Origin of the sequence: Streptomyces tubbatahanensis, assembly GCF_022699385.1 — a bacterium.
In the GTDB taxonomy this organism is placed as follows: Bacteria; Actinomycetota; Actinomycetes; order Streptomycetales; family Streptomycetaceae; genus Streptomyces; species Streptomyces diacarni.
This window is the reverse complement of sequence record NZ_CP093846.1, coordinates 31,418-51,448: the sequence shown is the minus strand read 5'-3', so window position 1 is coordinate 51,448 and position 20,031 is coordinate 31,418. Positions and strand designations below refer to the sequence as shown.

Sequence of the window (20,031 nt, the reverse complement as noted above, 5' to 3'; positions counted from 1 at the left end):
CACTGAGCCATGTGCTCGATGCCGCGAGCAGCGGTCGGAGACCGGTGGTCGCAGGCGCCCGTCCCGCGCGCCTTCCGCTCTCCTTCGGCCAGCAACGTCTGTGGTTCCTGCACCAGTTGGAGGGCCCCAGCGCCACCTACAACGTCCCCTGGCGCTCCACCTTGCCGGTCGCCTCGACCACGACGCCATGCGCGCGGCCTCCACGATGTCGTGGAACGCCACGAGATCCTGCGCACCGTCTACACCGAGGACACCGATGGCGCACACCAAGTCCTACTCGACGGCGACGACGCCCGCGTGCCTTGGAACGTGGAGAAGGTGACGGCGGGGGAGGAGCTGCGCGGGCGTCTGGAGCGTGCCGCCCGGTACGGATTCGACCTCGCCACCGAGATTCCCATCCGCGCCACATTCTTCGAACAGACGTCCGATGACGAGCATGTACTGCTCTTGCTCCTGCACCACATTGCCTGTGACGGCCAGTCGGTGGAGCCCCTCCGCCGGGATCTCGTCACAGCGTACGAGGCACGGGTGCACGGCGTCGCCCCGCAGTGGTCGGCGCTGCCCGTGCAGTACGCCGACTACGCGGTGTGGCAACGGCAGCTCCTCGGCAACGAGGACGACCCGGACAGCCTCGCCGCGCGCCAGATCGGCCACTGGACGGAGCAGCTCACCGAACTGCCGGCCGAGATCGCGCTGCCCACTGACGGCCCCGCCCTGCGGCCCCCTCCCACAGGGGTGGCCGCGTCTCGTTCACCGTGCCCGCAGACACCCACGCCAAGGCCCAGGCTTTCGCGATCAGAAACAACGCCACCATCTTCTCCGTGCTCCAGGCTGCGCTGGCGCTGCTGTTGTCGCGGTGGGCGCCGGGGAGGACGTGCCGATCGGCACACCGGTGTCCGGGCGCGGGGAGGACGCCGTGGAGGGCATGGTGGGTCTGTTCATCAACAACTTGGTGTTGCGGACGGATGTGTCGGGTGATCCGACGTTCCGTGAGTTGGTGGGGCGGGTGCGGGAGACGGATCTGGAGGCGTACGCGCATCAGGACGTGCCCTTCGAGCGGCTGGTGGAGATCCTGAGCCCGGAGCGGTCCCTCTCCCGCCACCCCCTTTTCCAAGTGATGCTCACCGTCAACACGCCGAGGCCGCGCCCGCCTCGAAGCGGGTGGGGCGCGGCGGGATCGACGTGGCCCTGCACCCCGTCGACACGGGATCGGTGGGCCACGACCTGAACTTCCACCTGGGCGAGTACCGGGACGACAACGGTGCTGCCGCAGGGTTTGCAGGGTGTGCTGGACTACAGCACCGAGTTGTTCGACTGGAAGTCCGCCGAGCGTCTCGCGGAGCGCCTGGTGCGGTTGTTGGACGTCGCGGTGGAGTCGCCGGACGTTCCGGCAGACCGGTCGACGTGCTGCTGCCTGGCGAGCGGCGACAGGTCCTTCAGGCGTGGAACTCCCACCGGCGCGGCGATGCCAGAGGCATCTTTGTCGGAGCTGTTCGAGGAGCGGGTGGCCAGGACCCCCGATGCCTTCGCTGTGGAATACGCGGGTGCCGCACTGACGTACGGGGAAATCGATACGCGCGCCAACCGCCTGGCACATCTGCTCGCATCTCTGGGCACCGGGACCGAAAGCCGTGTCGCTGTGGCGATTCCCCGGTCAGTGGACCTGGGTCGTAGCCTTGTTGGCCGTACTCAAGGCGGGCGGCGCGTATGTGCCGCTGGACCCCGAGTACCCGGCCGAACGCATCGCATTCATGCTCGACGACGCGGTACCCGCCGCCGTGCTCACCACCCAGGATACGAAGGCGCTTGTGACCGGTGCCGCCGGTTCGGTGCCCGTCGTCGTGGTCGACGACCTCGCCGTGCGAGGGCAGTTGGAGTCGCTTCCCGGCGAGCAGCCGCCCCTCGTCCCGGTGTCCCCGCGCCATGCCGCCTACGTGATCTACACTCGGGTTCCACCGGCCGGCCGAAGGGCGTACTGGTTCCGCATCAAGCTATCGTCAACCGGCTGCAGTGGATGCAAGACGCCTACCACCTCACTTCGCAGGACCGGGTCCTCCAGAAGACCCCGGTGAGCTTCGACGTATCGGTCTGGGAGTTCTTCTGGCCCTTGCTGTACGGCGCGACGCTGGTACTCGCCCGCCCGGAAGGCCACCGGGATCCGGTCTACCTGTCCTGGCTCATCCAGTCCGCGCGCATCACGACCGCGCACTTCGTGCCCTCCATGCTGGACGCCTTCCTGCGCGAACCCACCGCTGTCGGCTGTACGGCGCTGAAGCGGGTGGTGTGCAGCGGCGAGGCCCTGCCGCCGGCCACGAGCAGCTGTTCCACGCCACGATCGGCGCCGAACTGCACAACCTCTACGGACCCACCGAGACCTCGGTGGATGTGACCTACTGGCACTGCGAAAACGATGGCTCGGGTCGCCCGGCCCCCATCGGCAGGCCGGTGGCGAACACGTCCAGTGTTCGTGCTCGACGCCGGGCTGCGGCCTGTTCCGGTGGGCGTCTCCGGTGAGCTGTACGTCGCGGGCACGCAACTGGCCCGTGGGTATCTCGGGCGTGCGGGGCTGACAGCGGAACGCTTCGTGGCCTGCCCCTTCGCCGCAGCGGGTATGCGGATGTATCGCACTGGCGATGTGGTGCGATGGCGCGAGGACGGCTCGCTTGAGTTCGTTGGACGGGCAGATGACCAGGTGAAGGTGCGGGGGTTCCGCATCGAGCCGGGCGAGGTGGAGGCTGCGCTGGCCGGGTGCGCCGGGGTGGCCCGGGCGGTCGCGGTGGTGCGAGAGGACGTGCCCGGCAACCGTCGTCTCGTCGCCTATGTCACCGCCGAAGCGGGCCAGAGGCCGGAGCCCGCGGCCGTGCGCGCCGAATGCGCTCAGGCAGTGCCGGACCCCATGGTCCCGTCGGTGATCGTGGTCCTGGACCGTATCCCGCTGACCGTGAACGGCAAGGTGGACCGTAAGGCGTTGCCCGAGCCGGTGTCCGAAACGGTGGCGTGGCGCGGTCCGCGGTCGTCGCGCGAGGAGATCCTGTGCGGTCTGTTCGCCGAGGTGTTGGGTGTGCCTCAGGTGGGCATCGACGACAGCTTTTTTGATCTGGGTGGTCATTCGCTGTTGGCGACTCGTCTGGTGGGTCGTGTGCGGTCCCTGCTGGACGCGGAGTTGTCGGGCGGCAGCTGTTCGAGGCGCCGACCGTCGCCGGCCTGGACCGAGTGCTGGACGCTGCGAGCGGTGGCCGCGTGCCGGTGGTCGCGGGTGCCCGTCCCGCGCGCCTTCCGCTTTCCTTCGGCCAGGAGCGTTTGTGGTTCCTGCACCAGTTGGAGGGCCCGAGCCCCACCTACAACGTGCCGATGGCGTTGCGGTTGAGCGGTTCGTTGGACCGGGAGGCGTTGCGGGCGGCGCTCGGTGATGTGGTGGCGCGGCACGAGAGCCTGCGTACCGTGTTCGCCGAGGACGCGGCGGGCGCGTGTCAGGTCGTGCTCGACGCCGACGACGTCCGCGTGCCCTGGGGTGTGGACCGGGTCGGGGAGGAAGAGCTGCCGGAGCGACTCGCGGAGACCGCTAGGTACGCGTTCGACCTCACGGCGAGGTCCCGGTCCGTGCCACCTTGTTCAAGCTGGGTCCGGACGAGCACGTCCTGCTTCTTCTGTGGCACCACATCGCCACGGACGGCTGGTCGTTGCGGCCGTTGGTGCGTGACGTGAGTGCCGCGTACGAGGCACGGCTGGCCGGTGGTCTGCCGGGGTGGCCGGAGCTGCCTGTGCAGTACGCGGATTATGCGGTGTGGCAGCGGGAGCTGCTGGGCTCGGAAGAGAACCCGGAGAGTCTGGCCTCGGCGCAGGTCGCTTACTGGACGGAGCAGCTCGCGGGGTTGCCTGCCGAGGTGACATTGCCACGGGACCGGATGCGTCCGAAGACAGCGAGCTACCGCGGTGGTCGGGTGGACTTTACGGTGCCGGCTGAGCTGGTGGAGCGTGTCTCGGGGCTGGCGCGGGAGTCGCGGTCGAGTGTGTTCATGGTGTTGCAGGCGGCGTTGGTGTTGTTGTTGTCGCGGTCGGGGGCGGGGGAGGATGTGCCGATTGGTACGCCGGTTGCCGGGCGTGGGGATGATGCGGTGGATGATCTGGTGGGGTTGTTCATCAACACGTTGGTGTTGCGGACGGATGTGTCGGGTGATCCGACGTTCCGTGAGTTGGTGGGGCGGGTGCGGGAGACGGATCTGGAGGCGTACGCGCATCAGGACGTGCCCTTCGAGCGGCTGGTGGAGATCCTTAATCCGGAGCGGTCGCTGTCCCGCCACCCCCTCTTCCAGGTCATGCTCACGTTGCACAGCATCTCGACGGACCAGGACACTGCCCTGCCCGCGCTCCCCGACCTGACTGTCGAGCCCGTGAACTTGGTGACCGAGAGCGCAAAGGTGGACCTCTCCTTCGCCTTCTCACCGGATTCTGTGTTGGGGCTTCGTGGTGTGTTGACGTATGCGGTGGATGTGTTTGAGCGGGGTTCTGCGGAGTTGTTGGTGGAGCGGTTGGTGTGGTTGTTGGGTGTGGTGGTGGGGTCGCCGGATGTTCCGGTGGGTGGGGTGGATGTGTTGGTGCCGGGGGAGCGGCGTCGGGTGGTGGAGGAGTGGAATGAGACGTCGGTGGGGGTGGCTGGTGTGTCGGTTGTGGGGTTGTTTGAGGAGCAGGTGGGGCGGGTTCCTGGGGCTGAGGCTGTGGTGTGTGGTGGGGTGTCGCTTTCGTATGGGGAGTTGGATGCGCGGGCGAATCGGTTGGCGTGGTTGTTGAGGGGGCGTGGTGTGGGGGTGGAGTCGCGTGTGGTGGTGGCTTTGCCTCGTGGGGTGGATGTGGTGGTGGCGTTGTTGGCGGTGTTGAAGGTGGGGGGTGTGTATGTGCCGGTGGATCCGTCGTATCCGGTGGAGCGGGTGGCGTTTGTGGTGGGGGACTGTGCTCCGGCTGTGGTGGTGTCGGTGTCGGGGGCTGGGGTGGTGGTTCCTGGTGGTGTTCCGGTGGTGTTGTTGGATGATCCGGTGGTGTTGGGGGAGTTGGCGGGGTTGTCGTCGGGGCGGTTGGTGTTGGGGGTTGCTGAGGATCCTGGGCGGGCTGCGTATGTGGTGTATACGTCGGGTTCGACGGGTCGGCCGAAGGGTGTGGTGGTGTCGCAGGGTGGTGTGGTGAATGTGTTGGGTGCGTTGCGTGGTGTGGTGGGTGTGGGGCGTGTGTTGGCGTTGACGACGTTTGCGTTTGATATTGCGGTGGTGGAGTTGTTTGGTCCGTTGACTGGTGGTGGGTGTGTGGTGATGGCGTCTGGTGGTGTGGTGGGTGATGCGGGGCGGTTGGTGGAGTTGGTGGTGTCGTCGGGGGTGTCGGTGGTGCAGGCGACGCCGTCGTTGTGGCGCGAGATGCTGGCGGTGGCGGGGGATCGGCTTCGGGGTGTGCGGGTGTTGGTGGGGGGTGAGGTGTTGCCGGGTGAGGTGGCGCGGGGTTTGGTGGGTGCGGTGGGGGTGTCGGGTTGTGTGGTGCATGTGTATGGGCCGACGGAGACGACGGTGTGGTCGACACGGGGTGTGGTGTCGGCTGAGGGTGGGGTGTCGATCGGGGGGCCGTTGGCGAATACGTCGGTGTTCGTTCTCGACTCTTTCCTGCGGCCTGTTCCGGTGGGTGTGGAGGGTGAGTTGTATGTGGCGGGTGTGGGTGTGGCGCGTGGGTATTGGGGTCGTGCGGGGTTGACGGCGGAGCGGTTCGTGGCCTGCCCGTTCGTGGGCGGGGGTTCTGGCGTGGGTGGGGGCTCGCGGATGTATCGCACGGGGGATGTGGTGCGGTGGCGTGGGGATGGTTCGTTGGAGTTTGTGGGGCGTGTGGATGATCAGGTGAAGGTGCGGGGTTTCCGTATTGAGCTGGGTGAGGTGGAGGCCGCGCTCACGCAATGCGCGGGGGTCGCGCAGGCGGCAGCAACAGTCCGGGTGGACGAGGCAGGCGAGCAGCGTCTGTTGGCGGCTGTGCTGCCGGGCGAGGGTGTGGTGCTGGATCTGGCTGCGGTGCGTGCCGCGGTGGGACGCCGTCTGCCCACTTATATGGTCCCGGCCTTGGTCGTTGTGGATCGGATCCCGTTGACGCCGAACGGGAAGGTGGATCGTCGGGCGTTGCCGGAGCCGGCAGCCGAAGTGGTTGCGGGGCGTGGTCCGCGGTCGCCGCGTGAGGAGATCCTGTGCGGTCTGTTCGCCGAGGTGCTGGGCGTCTCCCGGGTCGGTATCGACGACAGTTTCTTCGGCTTGGGTGGTCACTCGCTGCTGGCGACGCGTCTGGTGGGCCGGGTGCGGTCGGTGCTGGACGCGGAGCTGTCGGTGCGGGAGTTGTTCGAGGCGCCCACCGTCGCCGCACTGAGCCATGTGCTCGATGCCGCGAGCAGCGGTCGGAGACCGGTGGTCGCAGGCGCCCGTCCTGCGCGCCTTCCGCTCTCCTTCGGCCAGGAGCGTTTGTGGTTCCTGCACCAGTTGGAGGGCCCGAGCCCCACCTACAACGTGCCGATGGCGTTGCGGTTGAGCGGTTCGTTGGACCGGGAGGCGTTGCGGGCGGCGCTCGGTGATGTGGTGGCGCGGCACGAGAGCCTGCGTACGGTCTTCGCCGAAGATACCGAGGGCGCACACCAAGTCCTACTCGACCCGCGCACTGCCGTGCCCGAGTTCGTCGTACGCCCCTGCACGGAAGCCGAGACCGCGCACGCGCTGGCCGAGGCCGCGCGGCACTCGTTCGATCTGGGCCGGGACGTCCCTCTGCGTGCCGTGCTCTTCGAGCAGACGCCCGACGAGCATGTACTGCTGTTGCTCCTGCACCACATCGCCTGTGACGGCTGGTCGGTGCGCCCACTCGTGCGCGACCTCGTCGCCGCGTACGAGGCGCGGATGACCGGCGATGGTGGCCCGCGATGGTCGGCGCTGCCGGTGCAGTATGCGGATTATGCGTTGTGGCAGCGGGAGTTGCTGGGTGCGGAGGACGATCCGGAGAGTCTGGTCGCGCGTCAGGTCGCGTACTGGAGGGAGCAGCTGGCCGACCTGCCGGCTGAGATCGTGCTGCCCGTGGATCGGCCCCGTCCTGCGGCTGCTTCTCACCGGGGTGAGCGTGTCGTGTTCACGGTGCCTGCCGAGGTGCATGCGGGTGTGGTTCGGCTGGCGCGGGAGTCGCGGTCGAGTGTGTTCATGGTGTTGCAGGCGGCGTTGGTGTTGTTGTTGTCGCGGTCGGGGGCGGGGGAGGATGTTCCGATTGGTACGCCGGTTGCCGGGCGTGGGGATGATGCGGTGGATGATCTGGTGGGGTTGTTCATCAACACGTTGGTGTTGCGGACGGATGTGTCGGGTGATCCGACGTTCCGTGAGTTGGTGGGGCGGGTGCGGGAGACGGATCTGGAGGCGTACGCGCATCAGGACGTGCCCTTCGAGCGGCTGGTGGAGATCCTTAATCCGGAGCGATCGCTGTCCCGCCACCCCCTCTTCCAGGTCATGCTCACCCTCAACAACATCGACGCCGCTGCAGACGCCGACCCGGTCCAAGAGTTGCCTGGACTCACCGTCCAACCGCACTCGGTGGCCACGGGCGTGGCCAAGACCGACCTCACCTTCGCCTTCGCTGAACTGCGCGGAGCAGCGGACGGCCCCCATGACGGCGACGGACTCCCGGCCGCCGGACCACGCGGGCTGCACGGGGTTCTGGAGTACCACACCGACCTGTTTGACGAGCACACATGTGTCGCGCTCGCCGAGCGTCTCGTCCGCCTCCTCAAAACACTCACCGCCGCACCCGACGGCCGACTGCACACATACGATGTCCTGACACCCGCCGAGCGCCACGACGTCATACGGGGCTGGAACGACACCGCACGCCCGGTCACGGCCACCACGGTGACTGCCATGTTCGACGCTTGCGTGGCCGCCGCTCCTGACGACCCGGCCGTGGCCTTCGGCGCCACCACGCTGACCTACGCCGACCTCGACCGGCGAGCGGCGCGGCTGGCCCGGCTGCTCACCGACCGTGGCGTCGGCCCGGAGACGTTCGTCGGCATCGCCTTGGAGCGCTCCGAGTCATGGGTGGTGGCTTTGCTGGCGGTCCTCAAGGCGGGCGGCGCGTTCATGCCCCTGGACCCCGGTTACCCGGACGAACGTATCCGGTTCATGCTCCAGGACAGCGCGCCGGAACTGGTCATCACCTCCGAGGGGCTGTGCGAGCGACTCGGGTCGACGGACGCGCCCCTGCTGATCATGGACGCACCGGAGACGGCCGACGCGCTCACGACGGGGCCGGGGCCCGCCCGCCAGGCTCCGCCGACGGAAACCGGCCCGGACAGCTCGGCGTACGTCATTTACACCTCTGGGTCCACCGGGCGTCCCAAGGGCGTGGTCATCCCGCATGGCGGCCTGCCGAGCATGGTGTCCACCGCCATCGACCGTTGGGGCCTCGGGCCCGGCAGCCGCGTCCTCCAGATGGCGTCCACGAGCTTCGACGCCTCCCTGTGGGACGTGTTCGGGGCGCTCCTGTCCGGCTCCACCCTCGTCCTGGCACCCGCCGATCAGGCGCTGGGCGAGGACCTCACCCGATTCGTCACCGTCTCCGGCGTCACGCACATGACCTTGCCGCCCGCAGTCGTCGCCAGCCTGACCGAGGAGGAGCTGCCGGCCGGGCTGGTCGTCACCGTCACCGGAGACACCTGCCCACCGGCCACCGCGCGGCGGTGGTCCGTACGGCACCGTTTGTTCAACGGCTACGGGCCCACCGAGACGACTGTCGCGGCCACGGCGGGACGCTGCGACCCGCACCAGGCAGCCGGTTCTGTGCCCATCGGCGCACCGTTCCACAACAAGCGGGTCTACGTGCTGGACGACCGGCTGCGCCCGGTGCCCCCGGGCACAGTCGGGCAGCTCTGGATCGCCGGGACCGGACTCGCTCGCGGCTATCACGGGGCGCCGGGCCTGACCGCCCAGCGGTTCGTCGCCGACCCCTTCGCCGACCTGTTCGCCGACACCTGCGACGGCCTCTCCGCTGGTCCCGGTGCGCGCATGTACGACACGGGCGACCTCGCGCGGTGGCGCGCCGACGGCACCCTGGAGTTCGCCGGACGCCGCGACGACCAGGTGAAATTCGGCGGCTTCCGGATCGAGCTGGGCGAGGTCGAGTCGGTGCTCCTGCGCTGCCCCGGTGTCGTGCAGGCCGCGGCCGCCGTCCGCGAAGACCAGCCCGGTCGACGCAGGCTGGTCGGCTACGCGGTTCCGGAACCCGGCACAGTCCTGGACACCGAGGCGCTGCGCGAGTTCACGGCCGCCACCCTGCCGGGTCACGCCGTGCCCTCGGCCTTCGTCGCCCTGGACGAGCTGCCGCTCTCCCCGAACGGCAAGGTGGACCGCGCCAAGCTGCCCCGGCCGCGGCACATCACGAGGGCCGTCCCGCGTGACCGTCGCGAACAGCTCCTGTGCGAGATCTTCGCCCAGGTGCTCGGCCTCGAATCAGCCGGCCCCGACGATCGCTTCTTCGACCTCGGGGGCGACAGCATCACCTCCATCCAGTTCGTCGGCCGCGCCCGCGCCGCCGGGCTCGACATCAGCCCGCGTGACGTGTTCACCCACCAGACACCCGCCGCAATCGCTGGGTCGGCCCGCTCCCGGGTCCTGAAGGCCGAGGATCACACCGGTGATGACGGCGACGGCGGCCCGCTGCCGCCGACCGCGGTGCTGCGACGGTTCACGGAACTCGGCGGACCCGTCGAGCGGTTCGCACAGTCCCGGCTGGTGGAAATCCCTCCAGGCAGCGAACTCGGCACGCTCGTGGCCACGGTCACCGCGGTCGTCCGGCGGCATGAAGCGCTGCGCCTGCGGCTCGTCGGCGACAGCGCCGAACCGGCCCTGGAGGTGCAGGACCCGCACACCGTGGACATCACGTCGGTGGTGCGTCGCGTCGCCCTGACCGGCACCCTGGATGGCATCTCAACGCGTGTCGCGGTCGAGGCCGATGCCGCGAGGTCCCGGCTCGACCCCCGGGCCGGACGCCTCGTCGACGTGGTGTGGTTTGACCGTGGCGCCACGGAGCCCGGGTTCGTCCTGCTCGTCATCCACCATTTCGCGGTCGACGAGGTGTCCTGGCGCATCCTCCTGCCCGAACTCACCGACACCTGGAACGCGCTCAGTGAGGGCCGCGCCCCCGAGCCGCGCCCCGTCGGCACCTCGCTGCGAAGCTGGGTCCGCGCCATGTACGCCATGGCGCGCAGCCCCGAGCGCACGGCGGAGACCGACGGCTGGGCCCGGCTGCTCTCCGGCCCCGACCACCCGCTCGGCAGCCGTCCCCTGGACCGCGGCCGCGATGTGGGCGGCACCGCGCAGAACCTCAGCCTGACGCTGCCGCCCGACATCGCGCAGCGAGTCCTCTCCACCGTCCCCGCCGCCTTCCACGCGGGTGTCGATGACGTGCTGCTCACCGCACTGGCACTCGCCGTGGCCCGCTGGCGCGGAACGGACACCGGCACCGGTACCGGAAACGGCACCGGCATGGAGCTGCTCGTGGACGTCGAGACACATGGCCGCCACGAGGAGCTGCTTCCGGGCGCCGACCTGGCGACCACCGTCGGCTGGTTCACCGACATCCACCCGGTGCGTCTGGACCTCGAGGGCATCGACATCGACGGCGCCCTGGCCGCAGGCCAGGAGGCCGGGCAGGCGCTCAAGGCCGTCAAGGAACAGCTCAGGTCGGTGCCCGGCGACGGGTTCGGCTACGGGCTCCTGCGCCACCTCAACCCCGACACCCGCGAAGTGCTCGCGGCGCTGCCCACACCGCAGATCGGCTTCAACAACCTCGGCCGAAGCCGGGGCTCGGCCCACCCAGGCGGCCGCGGTCCGAACCGGACCGGCGGCCTTGGCGGCCTCAGCGGCGCCGGCAACCTCGGTGGCACGGACGATCCGCGTATCCCGCTGCCGCACGCCATCGACCTGAACATCATGGTGCGCGAGGACGACAGCGGCCCCCACCTCGTGGCCGTGTGGACCTGGGCGTCCGGACTCTTCGCACGGCACCGCATGGAGGAGCTGGCCCGGGCCTGGTTCACCGCGCTGGAAGCACTCGCCGACCACGCCGCCGCGCCGGACGCGGGCGGTCGCACCCCCTCGGACCTGCTGGGTGGGGGCCTGAGCCAGACCGAGATCGACGCCCTTGAGGCCGAGTGGAGGAACCTGTGAACAAGTCCCGCTTGCAGGACATCCTGCCGCTCTCCCCGATGCAGGAGGGCATGCTCTTCCACCGGCTCTACGGCGGTGACGCCCCGGACGTGTACGCCGTGCAGCTCGTCGTCGAGCTGACCGGCGAGCTGTCCGTACCGTCGCTCAAAGCGGCGGCACGGGCCCTGCTCGAACGCCACCCCAGCCTGCGAGCCGCTTTCCGGCACGAGGGGCTGAGCAGGCCGGTTCAGCTGATCCCGCGTGAGGTGCGGCTGCCCTGGGCCGAGCACGATCTGACGGAGCTCCCCGAACCGGAGCGCACGGCCCGTCTGGAGAACCTCCTGCACACGGACCGCTACGAGAGCTTCGACCTGGAGTCCCCGCCCCTGATCCGGTTCCTGTGCATTCACACGTCAGCCGACCGGCACGTCTTCGTGATGTCCAACCACCACCTGCTGCTCGACGGCTGGTCGCTGCCGATCGTGATGCGCGATCTGATCCGGCTGTACGCCACCGGCGGCGACGCCTCCGCTCTGCCCAGAGTGCGCTCACCCCGCGACCACTTGGAATGGCTCTCCCGACGGGACCGCTCCGCCGACCGGGCGGCATGGGCCGAGACCATGGCGGGCTTCGACGAACCGTCCCTGATCGCCCCGGCCGCACCGAAGGCTCCCGCCCCCCAGCTACCCGAAGAACTGGAGCTGGAGCTGGACGCCGACAGCACCGCGGCCCTCGCCCCGGCCGCCCGCGACCTCGGTGTCACCACGAGCACCCTCGTCCAGACGGCGTGGGCTCTCGTCCTGGCCCAGTTCACCGGCAAGGACGACATCGTTTTCGGGACGACGGTGTCCGGGCGCCCGGCGGACATCGAAGGCGTGGAAGCCATGGTGGGGCTGTTCATCAACACGGTTCCGGTACGCGTCAGGCTGCGGCCCGCCGAGCGCCTCGGCGACCTCGTCACCCGCATCCAGCGGGAGCAGATCCGCCTGATGCCCCACCACCACCTGGACCTGCCCTCCATCGGACAGCTCAGCGGCCTGCCCGCTACCAGTCCGCTGTTCGACACGCTGTTGGTGTACGAGAACTACCCGGCCGCGCCGCGCGGCACCGTCGGTGAATCCGGCACCGCGGAGGAACTGCGCATCACGAACACGCGCGGCCGTGATGCGACACATTATCCGCTGACCCTGCTCGTCCACCCCGGTCAGCGCCTGGGGCTGCGCCTCGAATACCGAGAGGACACCGTCCACAGCGACTTGGTTCGCGCCCTTGGCGAACAACTGCTGCGGGCACTGCGCGCCCTCATCCACGAGAGCGGGACACCGGTGGGCCGCATCGACGTGCGGGACCCAGCCGAGCGACAGATCACCGCCGCCCACCATGGCGAACACCTCGCCCTTCCGGATGTGTCGGTTGTGGGGTTGTTTGAGGAGCAGGTGGGGCGGGTTCCTGGGGCTGAGGCTGTGGTGTGTGGTGGGGTGTCGCTTTCGTATGGGGAGTTGGATGCGCGGGCGAATCGGTTGGCGTGGTTGTTGAGGGGGCGTGGTGTGGGGGTGGAGTCGCGTGTGGTGGTGGCTTTGCCTCGTGGGGTGGATGTGGTGGTGGCGTTGTTGGCGGTGTTGAAGGTGGGGGGTGTGTATGTGCCGGTGGATCCGTCGTATCCGGTGGAGCGGGTGGCGTTTGTGGTGGGGGACTGTGCTCCGGCTGTGGTGGTGTCGGTGTCGGGGGCTGGGGTGGTGGTTCCTGGTGGTGTTCCGGTGGTGTTGTTGGATGATCCGGTGGTGTTGGGGGAGTTGGCGGGGTTGTCGTCGGGGCGGTTGGTGTTGGGGGTTGCTGAGGATCCTGGGCGGGCTGCGTATGTGGTGTATACGTCGGGTTCGACGGGTCGGCCGAAGGGTGTGGTGGTGTCGCAGGGTGGTGTGGTGAATGTGTTGGGTGCGTTGCGTGGTGTGGTGGGTGTGGGGCGTGTGTTGGCGTTGACGACGTTTGCGTTTGATATTGCGGTGGTGGAGTTGTTTGGTCCGTTGACTGGTGGTGGGTGTGTGGTGATGGCGTCTGGTGGTGTGGTGGGTGATGCGGGGCGGTTGGTGGAGTTGGTGGTGTCGTCGGGGGTGTCGGTGGTGCAGGCGACGCCGTCGTTGTGGCGCGAGATGCTGGCGGTCGCCGACGGCCGGCTCCAGCACGTACACGGCATGCTGGGTGGTGAAGCGTTCTCCGACGCGATGGCACAGACCCTCGTGGGCTCCCTCGCCTCCGTATGGAACGGTTACGGCCCCACCGAAGCCAGCATCTACGCCACCACCGCGCCGATCACCGGGCCCGATGTGTCGATTGGGGGGCCGTTGGCGAATACGTCGGTGTTCGTTCTCGACTCTTTCCTGCGGCCTGTTCCGGTGGGTGTGGAGGGTGAGTTGTATGTGGCGGGTGTGGGTGTGGCGCGTGGGTATTGGGGTCGTGCGGGGTTGACGGCGGAGCGGTTCGTGGCCTGCCCGTTCGTGGGCGGGGGTTCTGGCGTGGGTGGGGGCTCGCGGATGTATCGCACGGGGGATGTGGTGCGGTGGCGTGGGGATGGTGCGTTGGAGTTTGTGGGGCGTGTGGATGATCAGGTGAAGGTGCGGGGTTTCCGTATTGAGCTGGGTGAGGTGGAGGCCGCGCTCACGCAATGCGCGGGGGTCGCGCAGGCGGCAGCAACGGCGCGTGCGGGTGCGGGTGGTGACGGACGGCTGATCGCGGGAGTGGTGCCTGAGGAGGGTGTGGCGTTGGATCTGGCTGCGGTGCGTGCCGAAGTGGGGCGCCGCCTGCCTGAGTACATGATCCCTGCCCTGCTTGTCGTGGAGGACATTCCGCTCACTCTCAACGGGAAGGTGGATCGTCGGGCGTTGCCGGAGCCGGCAGCCGAAGTGGTTGCGGGGCGTGGTCCGCGGTCGCCGCGTGAGGAGATCCTGTGCGGTCTGTTCGCCGAGGTGCTGGGCGTCTCCCGGGTCGGCATCGACGACAGTTTCTTCGACTTGGGTGGTCACTCGCTGCTGGCGACGCGTTTGGTCGGCCGGGTGCGGTCGGTGCTGGACGCGGAGCTGTCGGTGCGGGAGTTGTTCGAAGCGCCCACCGTCGCCGCGTTGGACCGGGTCCTGGACGGGGCGGACGGTGGCCGCAAGCGTGTCGTTGCCGGGGTGCGTCCCGCGCGCCTTCCGCTCTCCTTCGGCCAGGAGCGTTTGTGGTTCCTGCACCAGTTGGAGGGCCCGAGCCCCACCTACAACGTGCCGATGGCGTTGCGGTTGAGCGGTTCGCTGGACCGGGAGGCGTTGCGGGCGGCGCTCGGTGATGTGGTGGCGCGGCACGAGAGCCTGCGTACGGTCTTCGCCGAAGATACCGAGGGCGGGTATCAGGTCGTACTCGACGCGGATGCGGAAGTCTCCTGGGCGTTGGAGCAGGTGAAGGGAGATGAGGAGCTGTCCGGGCGGCTTGAGCAAGCCGCGCGGTACGCGTTCGACCTCGCCACCGACGTCCCGGTCCGTGCGACCCTGTTCGAGCTGGGCCCCGATGAGCACGTCCTACTGCTGCTCGTCCACCACATCGCCACGGATGCCTGGTCGCTGCGGCCCTTCGTCAGCGATCTCGTGTCGGCCTATCGGGCCCGGTGCGCGGGTGAGGTCCCGCAATGGTCGGCGCTGCCGGTGCAGTATGCGGATTATGCGTTGTGGCAACGGGAGTTGCTGGGTGCGGAGGACGATCCGGAGAGTCTGGTCGCGCGTCAGGTCGCGTACTGGAGGGAGCAGCTGGCCGACCTGCCGGCTGAGATCGTGCTGCCCGTGGATCGGCCCCGTCCTGCGGCTGCTTCTCACCGGGGTGAGCGTGTCGTGTTCACGGTGCCTGCCGAGGTGCATGCGGGCGTGGTTCGGCTGGCGCGGGAGTCGCGGTCGAGTGTGTTCATGGTGTTGCAGGCGGCGTTGGTGTTGTTGTTGTCGCGGTCGGGGGCGGGGGAGGATGTGCCGATTGGTACGCCGGTTGCCGGGCGTGGGGATGATGCGGTGGATGATCTGGTGGGGTTGTTCATCAACACGTTGGTGTTGCGGACGGATGTGTCGGGTGATCCGACGTTCCGTGAGTTGGTGGGGCGGGTGCGGGAGACGGATCTGGAGGCGTACGCGCATCAGGACGTGCCCTTCGAGCGGCTGGTGGAGATCCTTAATCCGGAGCGGTCGCTGTCCCGCCACCCCCTCTTCCAGGTCATGCTCACCCTCAACAACACCGGTGGCCCAGGCGATATAGGGACCACGGACGCCGCTGACCTGACGGTCAGGCCGCAGGCCGCAGGTACGGCCACGGCGAAGTTCGCCCTGCTGTTCTCCTTCGCCGAACTCCGCACCAAAGAAGGCGAACCGAATGGGCTCAGCGGAACCCTGGAGTACGACACGGCCCAGTTCGACGCCGGGACCGCCCAGCTGATGACCGAGCGTCTGGTGGCACTCATCGGCCAGGTCGTCGGCGACCCGACCCTCACCGCGGGCGCCACCCGCAGCACCCTCCCCGCCGAACTGGCGGCGATACGCACCTGGAACGACACCACACGCGAAGTGCCCTCCACTTCTCTACCGGAGTTGTTCCACGCGCAGGCGCGGCGAAGCGGAGAGCGCCCGGCCGTCGTGCACGAGGGCGGCACGCTCGGCTACGCCGAGCTGGATGCGCGCAGCACCAGCCTGGCCAGGGCCCTGCTCGCGCGCGGCGCCGGACCGGACAAGGTCGTCGCCCTCGCCGCGCCACGGGGTCCAGACTTCATCCGTGGGCTTCTTGCCGTCCTCAAGACAGGCGCCGCCTACCTGCCCCTGGACCCGGAACTCCCCCCGGCCCGTCTGGCCTTCCTCCTGCGGGACGCCCGACCGACGCTGCTGCTCACCACCACCAAGGCCGCCCAGCGGCTTCCCCGGCACGAGCACACCCTTCTGCTCGACCAGCTCGACGGCGACGGCGCGGGTCTCGCCGAGTTGTCCCGGGACTCGGTCACGGACGAGGACCGAGGGGGACCGCAGCTTCCCCAGCACCTCGCCTACGTGATGTACACCTCGGGCTCCACAGGGGAGCCCAAGGCCGTCGAGATGACCGTCGGCGCGTTGCGGAACCTGCTGCACTGGCACCACCGGGCCTTCCCGGCCACCGACGGAGCCGGCACCAGTACCGTCACCGCGCAGTTCACCGCTACTGGCTTCGACGTCAGCGCTCAGGAGATCCTGTCAGCGCTGCTCTTCGGCAAAACCCTCGCGATTTGTCCCGAAGACGTCCGCCGGGACCCTGCCGCCCTGCTCACCTGGCTGAAGGACACGCAGGTCAACGAGCTGTTCGCCCCCACTCTCGTCCTCGAGGCAGTGAGCGCTGCCGCCCTGCGCTCGGGCGAGGACCTGCCTGCCCTGCGGCACGTCGCGCAAGCCGGTGAGGCCCTGCTGACGGCCGGGGCGATCCAGGACCACTGGTCGGCGTCCGCCCGGCGGCCACGACTGCACAACCACTACGGTCCGACGGAGACCCACGTGGTGACGGCCACGACGCTGCCCGCCGACCCCGAGCGCTGGACGAACGCGCCCGCCATCGGGACCCCCCTGCCCAACGTCCGCGCGCACGTGCTCGACCGGCACCTGCGGCCTGTACCACCGGGCGTACCGGGGGAGCTGTACGTGTCCGGAGCGGCCCTCGCCCGCGGCTACCGCGGCAGGGCCGCGCTCACCGCGGAGCGCTTCGTGGCCTGTCCGGAGGGCGCCCCCGGCGAGCGCATGTACCGGACGGGCGACCTGGTGCGCCGTGCCGCCGACGGCCGGCTTCATCACCTCGGCAGGCTGGACGATCAGGTGAAGGTCCGCGGCTTCCGGGTCGAGCCGGGAGAGGTGGCCGCGGTCCTGCGGGAGGACCCCGCAGTGGCCGCCGCGGCGGTGGTCGCCCGCGACAGCACCTCGCTGGCCGCTTTCGTGACCCCCGTGCCCGGCGCCGCGCCGGACCCGCGTGGACTGCGGGCCCGTGCGCTGCAGTCCCTGCCCGACCACCTCGTCCCCGCCACGTTCGCCGTCGTCGACGAACTCCCGCTGACCCGCAACGGCAAGCTCGACCGACGCGCCCTGCTCAGTGCGGACGTCGCCGCACCGCCGGCGCGGTCGGCGGCCACCGAGGCCGAGAAGCGGCTCTGCGCGCTTTTCGCGGAGACCCTGGGCCGCGACCACGTCGCACCCGACGACGACTTTTTCCGGCTGGGCGGCCACTCGCTCCTCGTCACCAGGGTCATCACACAGGCGGCCGAACAGCTCGGCGCCGAGCTGAGCGTCCGCGATCTGTTCGAGTCGCCCACCCCGGCCGACCTCGCCCGCACCGTGGACAGCCGCGGCACGCGTGACTCGTTCGCCCCGCTGCTGCCGCTCCGCACCCGGGGAGATGGCCGTCCGCTCTTCTGCCTGCACCCCGGCGGCGGTGTCTCCTGGTGCTACTCCGGCCTCCTCAATCACCTTGACCCCGACATCCCCGTCTACGGACTCCAGGCCCGTGCGCTGAGCCGGTCGGGGGCACTGCCCGCCGACGTCGGGGAGATGGCGGAGGACTACCTCCAGCAGATCCGCGGCATCCAGCCGACGGGCCCCTACCGGCTGCTCGGCTGGTCTTTCGGCGGCGTCCTCGGCCACGAGATGGCCGTGCGGCTCCAAGGCACCGGAGAGGAGGTGGAACTGCTTGTTCTCGTGGACGCCTTCCCCAACGTCACCACCGACGTGTCCGAGCAGGAGGTACTCGAAGGCACCCTGCGCGAGCTGGAGGACAAGCTCCTCGTCGACAACCTCACCGCCGCCCGGTTCCCCTTCGAGGAAGCGGAGCTGCGCGAGGACCGGGCCGGGCTCGTGGCCCGGTACCTGGGGTTCCTGCGGGAGCGGCAGCACCCGCTCGCGGCGGTCGGCGACCACACCCTCCTGGCCATGAAGGACGTGTGGATCCATCACAGCAGGCTGCTCGCCACCCACCGGCCCGGCCGCTTCCGCGGGGACATGCTGATGTTCTCGGCCGCGCACGCGCCCCAGGCCCATGGCGGCCAGTTGGACGCCACGGTATGGCGCCCCTTCGTCAGCGGCACGATCGAGGACCTGCCGGTGGCCGCCGAGCACGAGCAGATGCTGACTGTCCCCGCTCACGTCGCCACCATCGGCCGGTCGCTGGCCGAACGGCTCGCGGCGGGCACCGGCCGACCGCCCTCCGGGGACCAGTCGTCCGGGGGCACCGCGCCCCAGGATGCGGTTCAGGAGCCCTCCGGGCGGCCCGACAGCACGTCCTTGGCGACGAGCCGGGAGTCGGAGTAGCACAGTCGGTACACGTCCACCTCGTCCAGGAGATTGCTGTTGGAACGGTAGAACGCGCAGGAGGCTCCTGCCGGTGCGGGCGCCGCCCGCATCTCGTCCGACGGGTACCTGAACTGACGCTCCGGCAGACGCTGTTCCACCGCGGCACGCTTCTCGCCGACGCGCAGCGACTCGTAGACGGCGGGCCGCAGCACACAGGTGCTGAGCTGGTAGGCGAGCAGGGCCGCCGCAGGGAGCACGGTGAGTACGAGCGCACCCGGCACCAGGAACGCGGCGGCGAACCGCAGCCGGGCCCGGCGCCGCGCCACCGCGAGCTGCTGAGTCGACTCCGAGCCCGCCTTGGGCGAAGGCATCTGCGCACTCTGCGGCCGGTCGGCGATCACCCTGTGCGGGACCGTCGCCACCACCTCGAACCCGCCCCGGTGCGGGCCGGCGCGCAGCGCCCCCCCGATCACCGCGACCCGCTCCCGTAGCCCCGCCAGGCCCCGGTTACCCGGCATTGGCCGCTCCCCCGCCGGCCGCACCCCGGCGGGCGGCGCCGAGTTGGTCACCCGTACCTCGCTGGTGTCACTGCCGTGCCGGACGGCGACCTGCACCGCGGTGCCCGGAGCGTGCTTGGTGGCGTTGGTCAGCGACTCCTGGACCACGCGGTACACCGCCCGGTCCGCCAGCGGGGCCAGAACGGGCACCGTGCCCTCCTGCTGGAGCGTCACCTCGACGCCGGAGGTGACGGCCCGGCGCACCAGCTCCTCCACCGACTCGGTGGCCGATGCCGTGGGCACTGGCTCGGCGTCCCGCAGCACCCCGATCGTGTCCCGCAGGTTGTCCACCGCGCCCGACACCGCCGCGCGCAGCTCGGTGAGGTCGGCGCGGTGCCGGTCCGGCAGCGCGGGTTCCAGCTCGAGGGCACCCGCACGCAGCGCGATCATGCTCAGCTCGTGTCCGAGCGAGTCGTGCATGTCGGCCGCGATCCGCGTGCGCTCCCGCAGCCTGGCCTGTTCCGCCACGAAGCGCTGCCGCTGCTCCAGGCTCACCGCCCGCTCCCAGCCGCCGCGCACCAGCGCGGCCCGCGCCCTGCGGTAGCGGCCCGCGAGCCAGGGCGGTAGCAGCGCCAGCGGAACCATCGTCAGCACGTAGAACCACCAGACGAGCGGAACCCCCACCGCCGCGCACAGTGCCAGATCGACCACCATGGAGGCGCCGAACACCAGCAGCGAGGTGCGCGTCGTCGTTGCCCTCGAACCCATGAGGTAGCTCATCACCGCGAGCGTCAGCAGCGAGGGCGTGGCCGGAGTGGTCTCGTTCGCCAGGCCGAGCGCGCACAGGCCGTTGGCCGCCAGCACTGCGGCCCCGGGGCTTGCGCGGCTGCCCGGCACCGCGCCCGCGAGGACCGCTGTGGGCAGCACCAGGTCCCGGAGCGGGGAGGCAGCGGTGTCGTTGTGCAGGAACCACAGGAGCCCGATGCCGGAGAGCAGCAGCCACAGTGCCGTGTCCCAGAACGTCGGGCCCACCGTGACGGAAGG

8 protein-coding genes and 2 pseudogenes are annotated in these 20,031 nt (G+C 69.7%); 8 read left to right on the top strand and 2 right to left on the bottom strand.

Going from position 1 to position 20,031, the window contains the following annotated elements; all coding sequences use genetic code 11:
* The first annotated feature begins 9 nt into the window (after window positions 1-9).
* Together MMF93_RS33595 and MMF93_RS33590 are read left to right on the top strand one after the other, a co-directional pair.
* A complete protein-coding gene (locus MMF93_RS33595; protein ID WP_423835568.1) occupies window positions 10-978 on the top strand; it encodes a condensation domain-containing protein in 969 nt (322 codons plus the stop codon).
* Entirely contained in the window at window positions 875-1,228 is a 354-nt protein-coding gene (locus MMF93_RS33590) for a condensation domain-containing protein (RefSeq protein WP_423835327.1), read from the top strand. Before MMF93_RS33595 ends, MMF93_RS33590 begins: the two co-directional genes overlap by 104 nt.
* 65 nt (window positions 1,229-1,293) lie before the next feature.
* On the opposite strand, the gene MMF93_RS00160 is transcribed toward MMF93_RS33590, so the two are convergent.
* The gene (locus MMF93_RS00160; RefSeq protein ID WP_242748395.1) at window positions 1,294-1,455 is read right to left on the bottom strand and encodes a hypothetical protein; all 162 of its coding nucleotides are present in this window, start codon (window positions 1,453-1,455) and stop codon (window positions 1,294-1,296) included.
* Window positions 1,456-1,465: 10 nt separating this feature from the next.
* Between MMF93_RS00160 and MMF93_RS33585 the strand changes: the two are divergent.
* The 6 genes and pseudogenes from MMF93_RS33585 to MMF93_RS00135 form a co-directional block, all read left to right on the top strand.
* Window positions 1,466-1,612: pseudogene (locus MMF93_RS33585) on the top strand (hypothetical protein); the annotation flags it as partial.
* Window positions 1,613-1,631: 19 nt separating this feature from the next.
* Window positions 1,632-2,389: pseudogene (locus MMF93_RS00155) on the top strand (AMP-binding protein).
* A gap of 72 nt (window positions 2,390-2,461) precedes the next feature.
* Window positions 2,462-3,367, top strand: coding sequence for an AMP-binding enzyme (locus MMF93_RS00150; RefSeq protein ID WP_341483209.1), 906 nt, complete (start codon window positions 2,462-2,464; stop codon window positions 3,365-3,367).
* Window positions 3,301-3,705 (top strand): condensation domain-containing protein, encoded by a 405-nt coding sequence (locus MMF93_RS33270; protein ID WP_274709410.1) that lies wholly within the window; start codon window positions 3,301-3,303, stop codon window positions 3,703-3,705. The genes MMF93_RS00150 and MMF93_RS33270 overlap by 67 nt, the downstream gene beginning before the upstream one ends.
* Complete coding sequence (locus MMF93_RS00140) at window positions 3,609-11,210, top strand: non-ribosomal peptide synthetase (protein WP_274709409.1); 7,602 nt, start codon at window positions 3,609-3,611, stop codon at window positions 11,208-11,210. Before MMF93_RS33270 ends, MMF93_RS00140 begins: the two co-directional genes overlap by 97 nt.
* Window positions 11,207-18,508, top strand: coding sequence for an amino acid adenylation domain-containing protein (locus tag MMF93_RS00135; RefSeq protein ID WP_242748393.1), 7,302 nt, complete (start codon window positions 11,207-11,209; stop codon window positions 18,506-18,508). Before MMF93_RS00140 ends, MMF93_RS00135 begins: the two co-directional genes overlap by 4 nt.
* Here the strand turns inward: MMF93_RS00135 and MMF93_RS00130 are convergent.
* Entirely contained in the window at window positions 18,448-20,019 is a 1,572-nt protein-coding gene (locus MMF93_RS00130) for a sensor histidine kinase (protein WP_242748391.1), read from the bottom strand. The two genes, MMF93_RS00135 and MMF93_RS00130, sit on opposite strands and share 61 nt — an antisense overlap.
* Between the last annotated feature and the right edge of the window lie 12 nt (window positions 20,020-20,031).

Coding starts and splice junctions, on each gene's coding strand:
- MMF93_RS33595 (WP_423835568.1), top strand. CDS start 10: ATGTGCTCGATGCCGCGAGCAGCGGTCGGAGACCGGTGGTCGCAGGCG.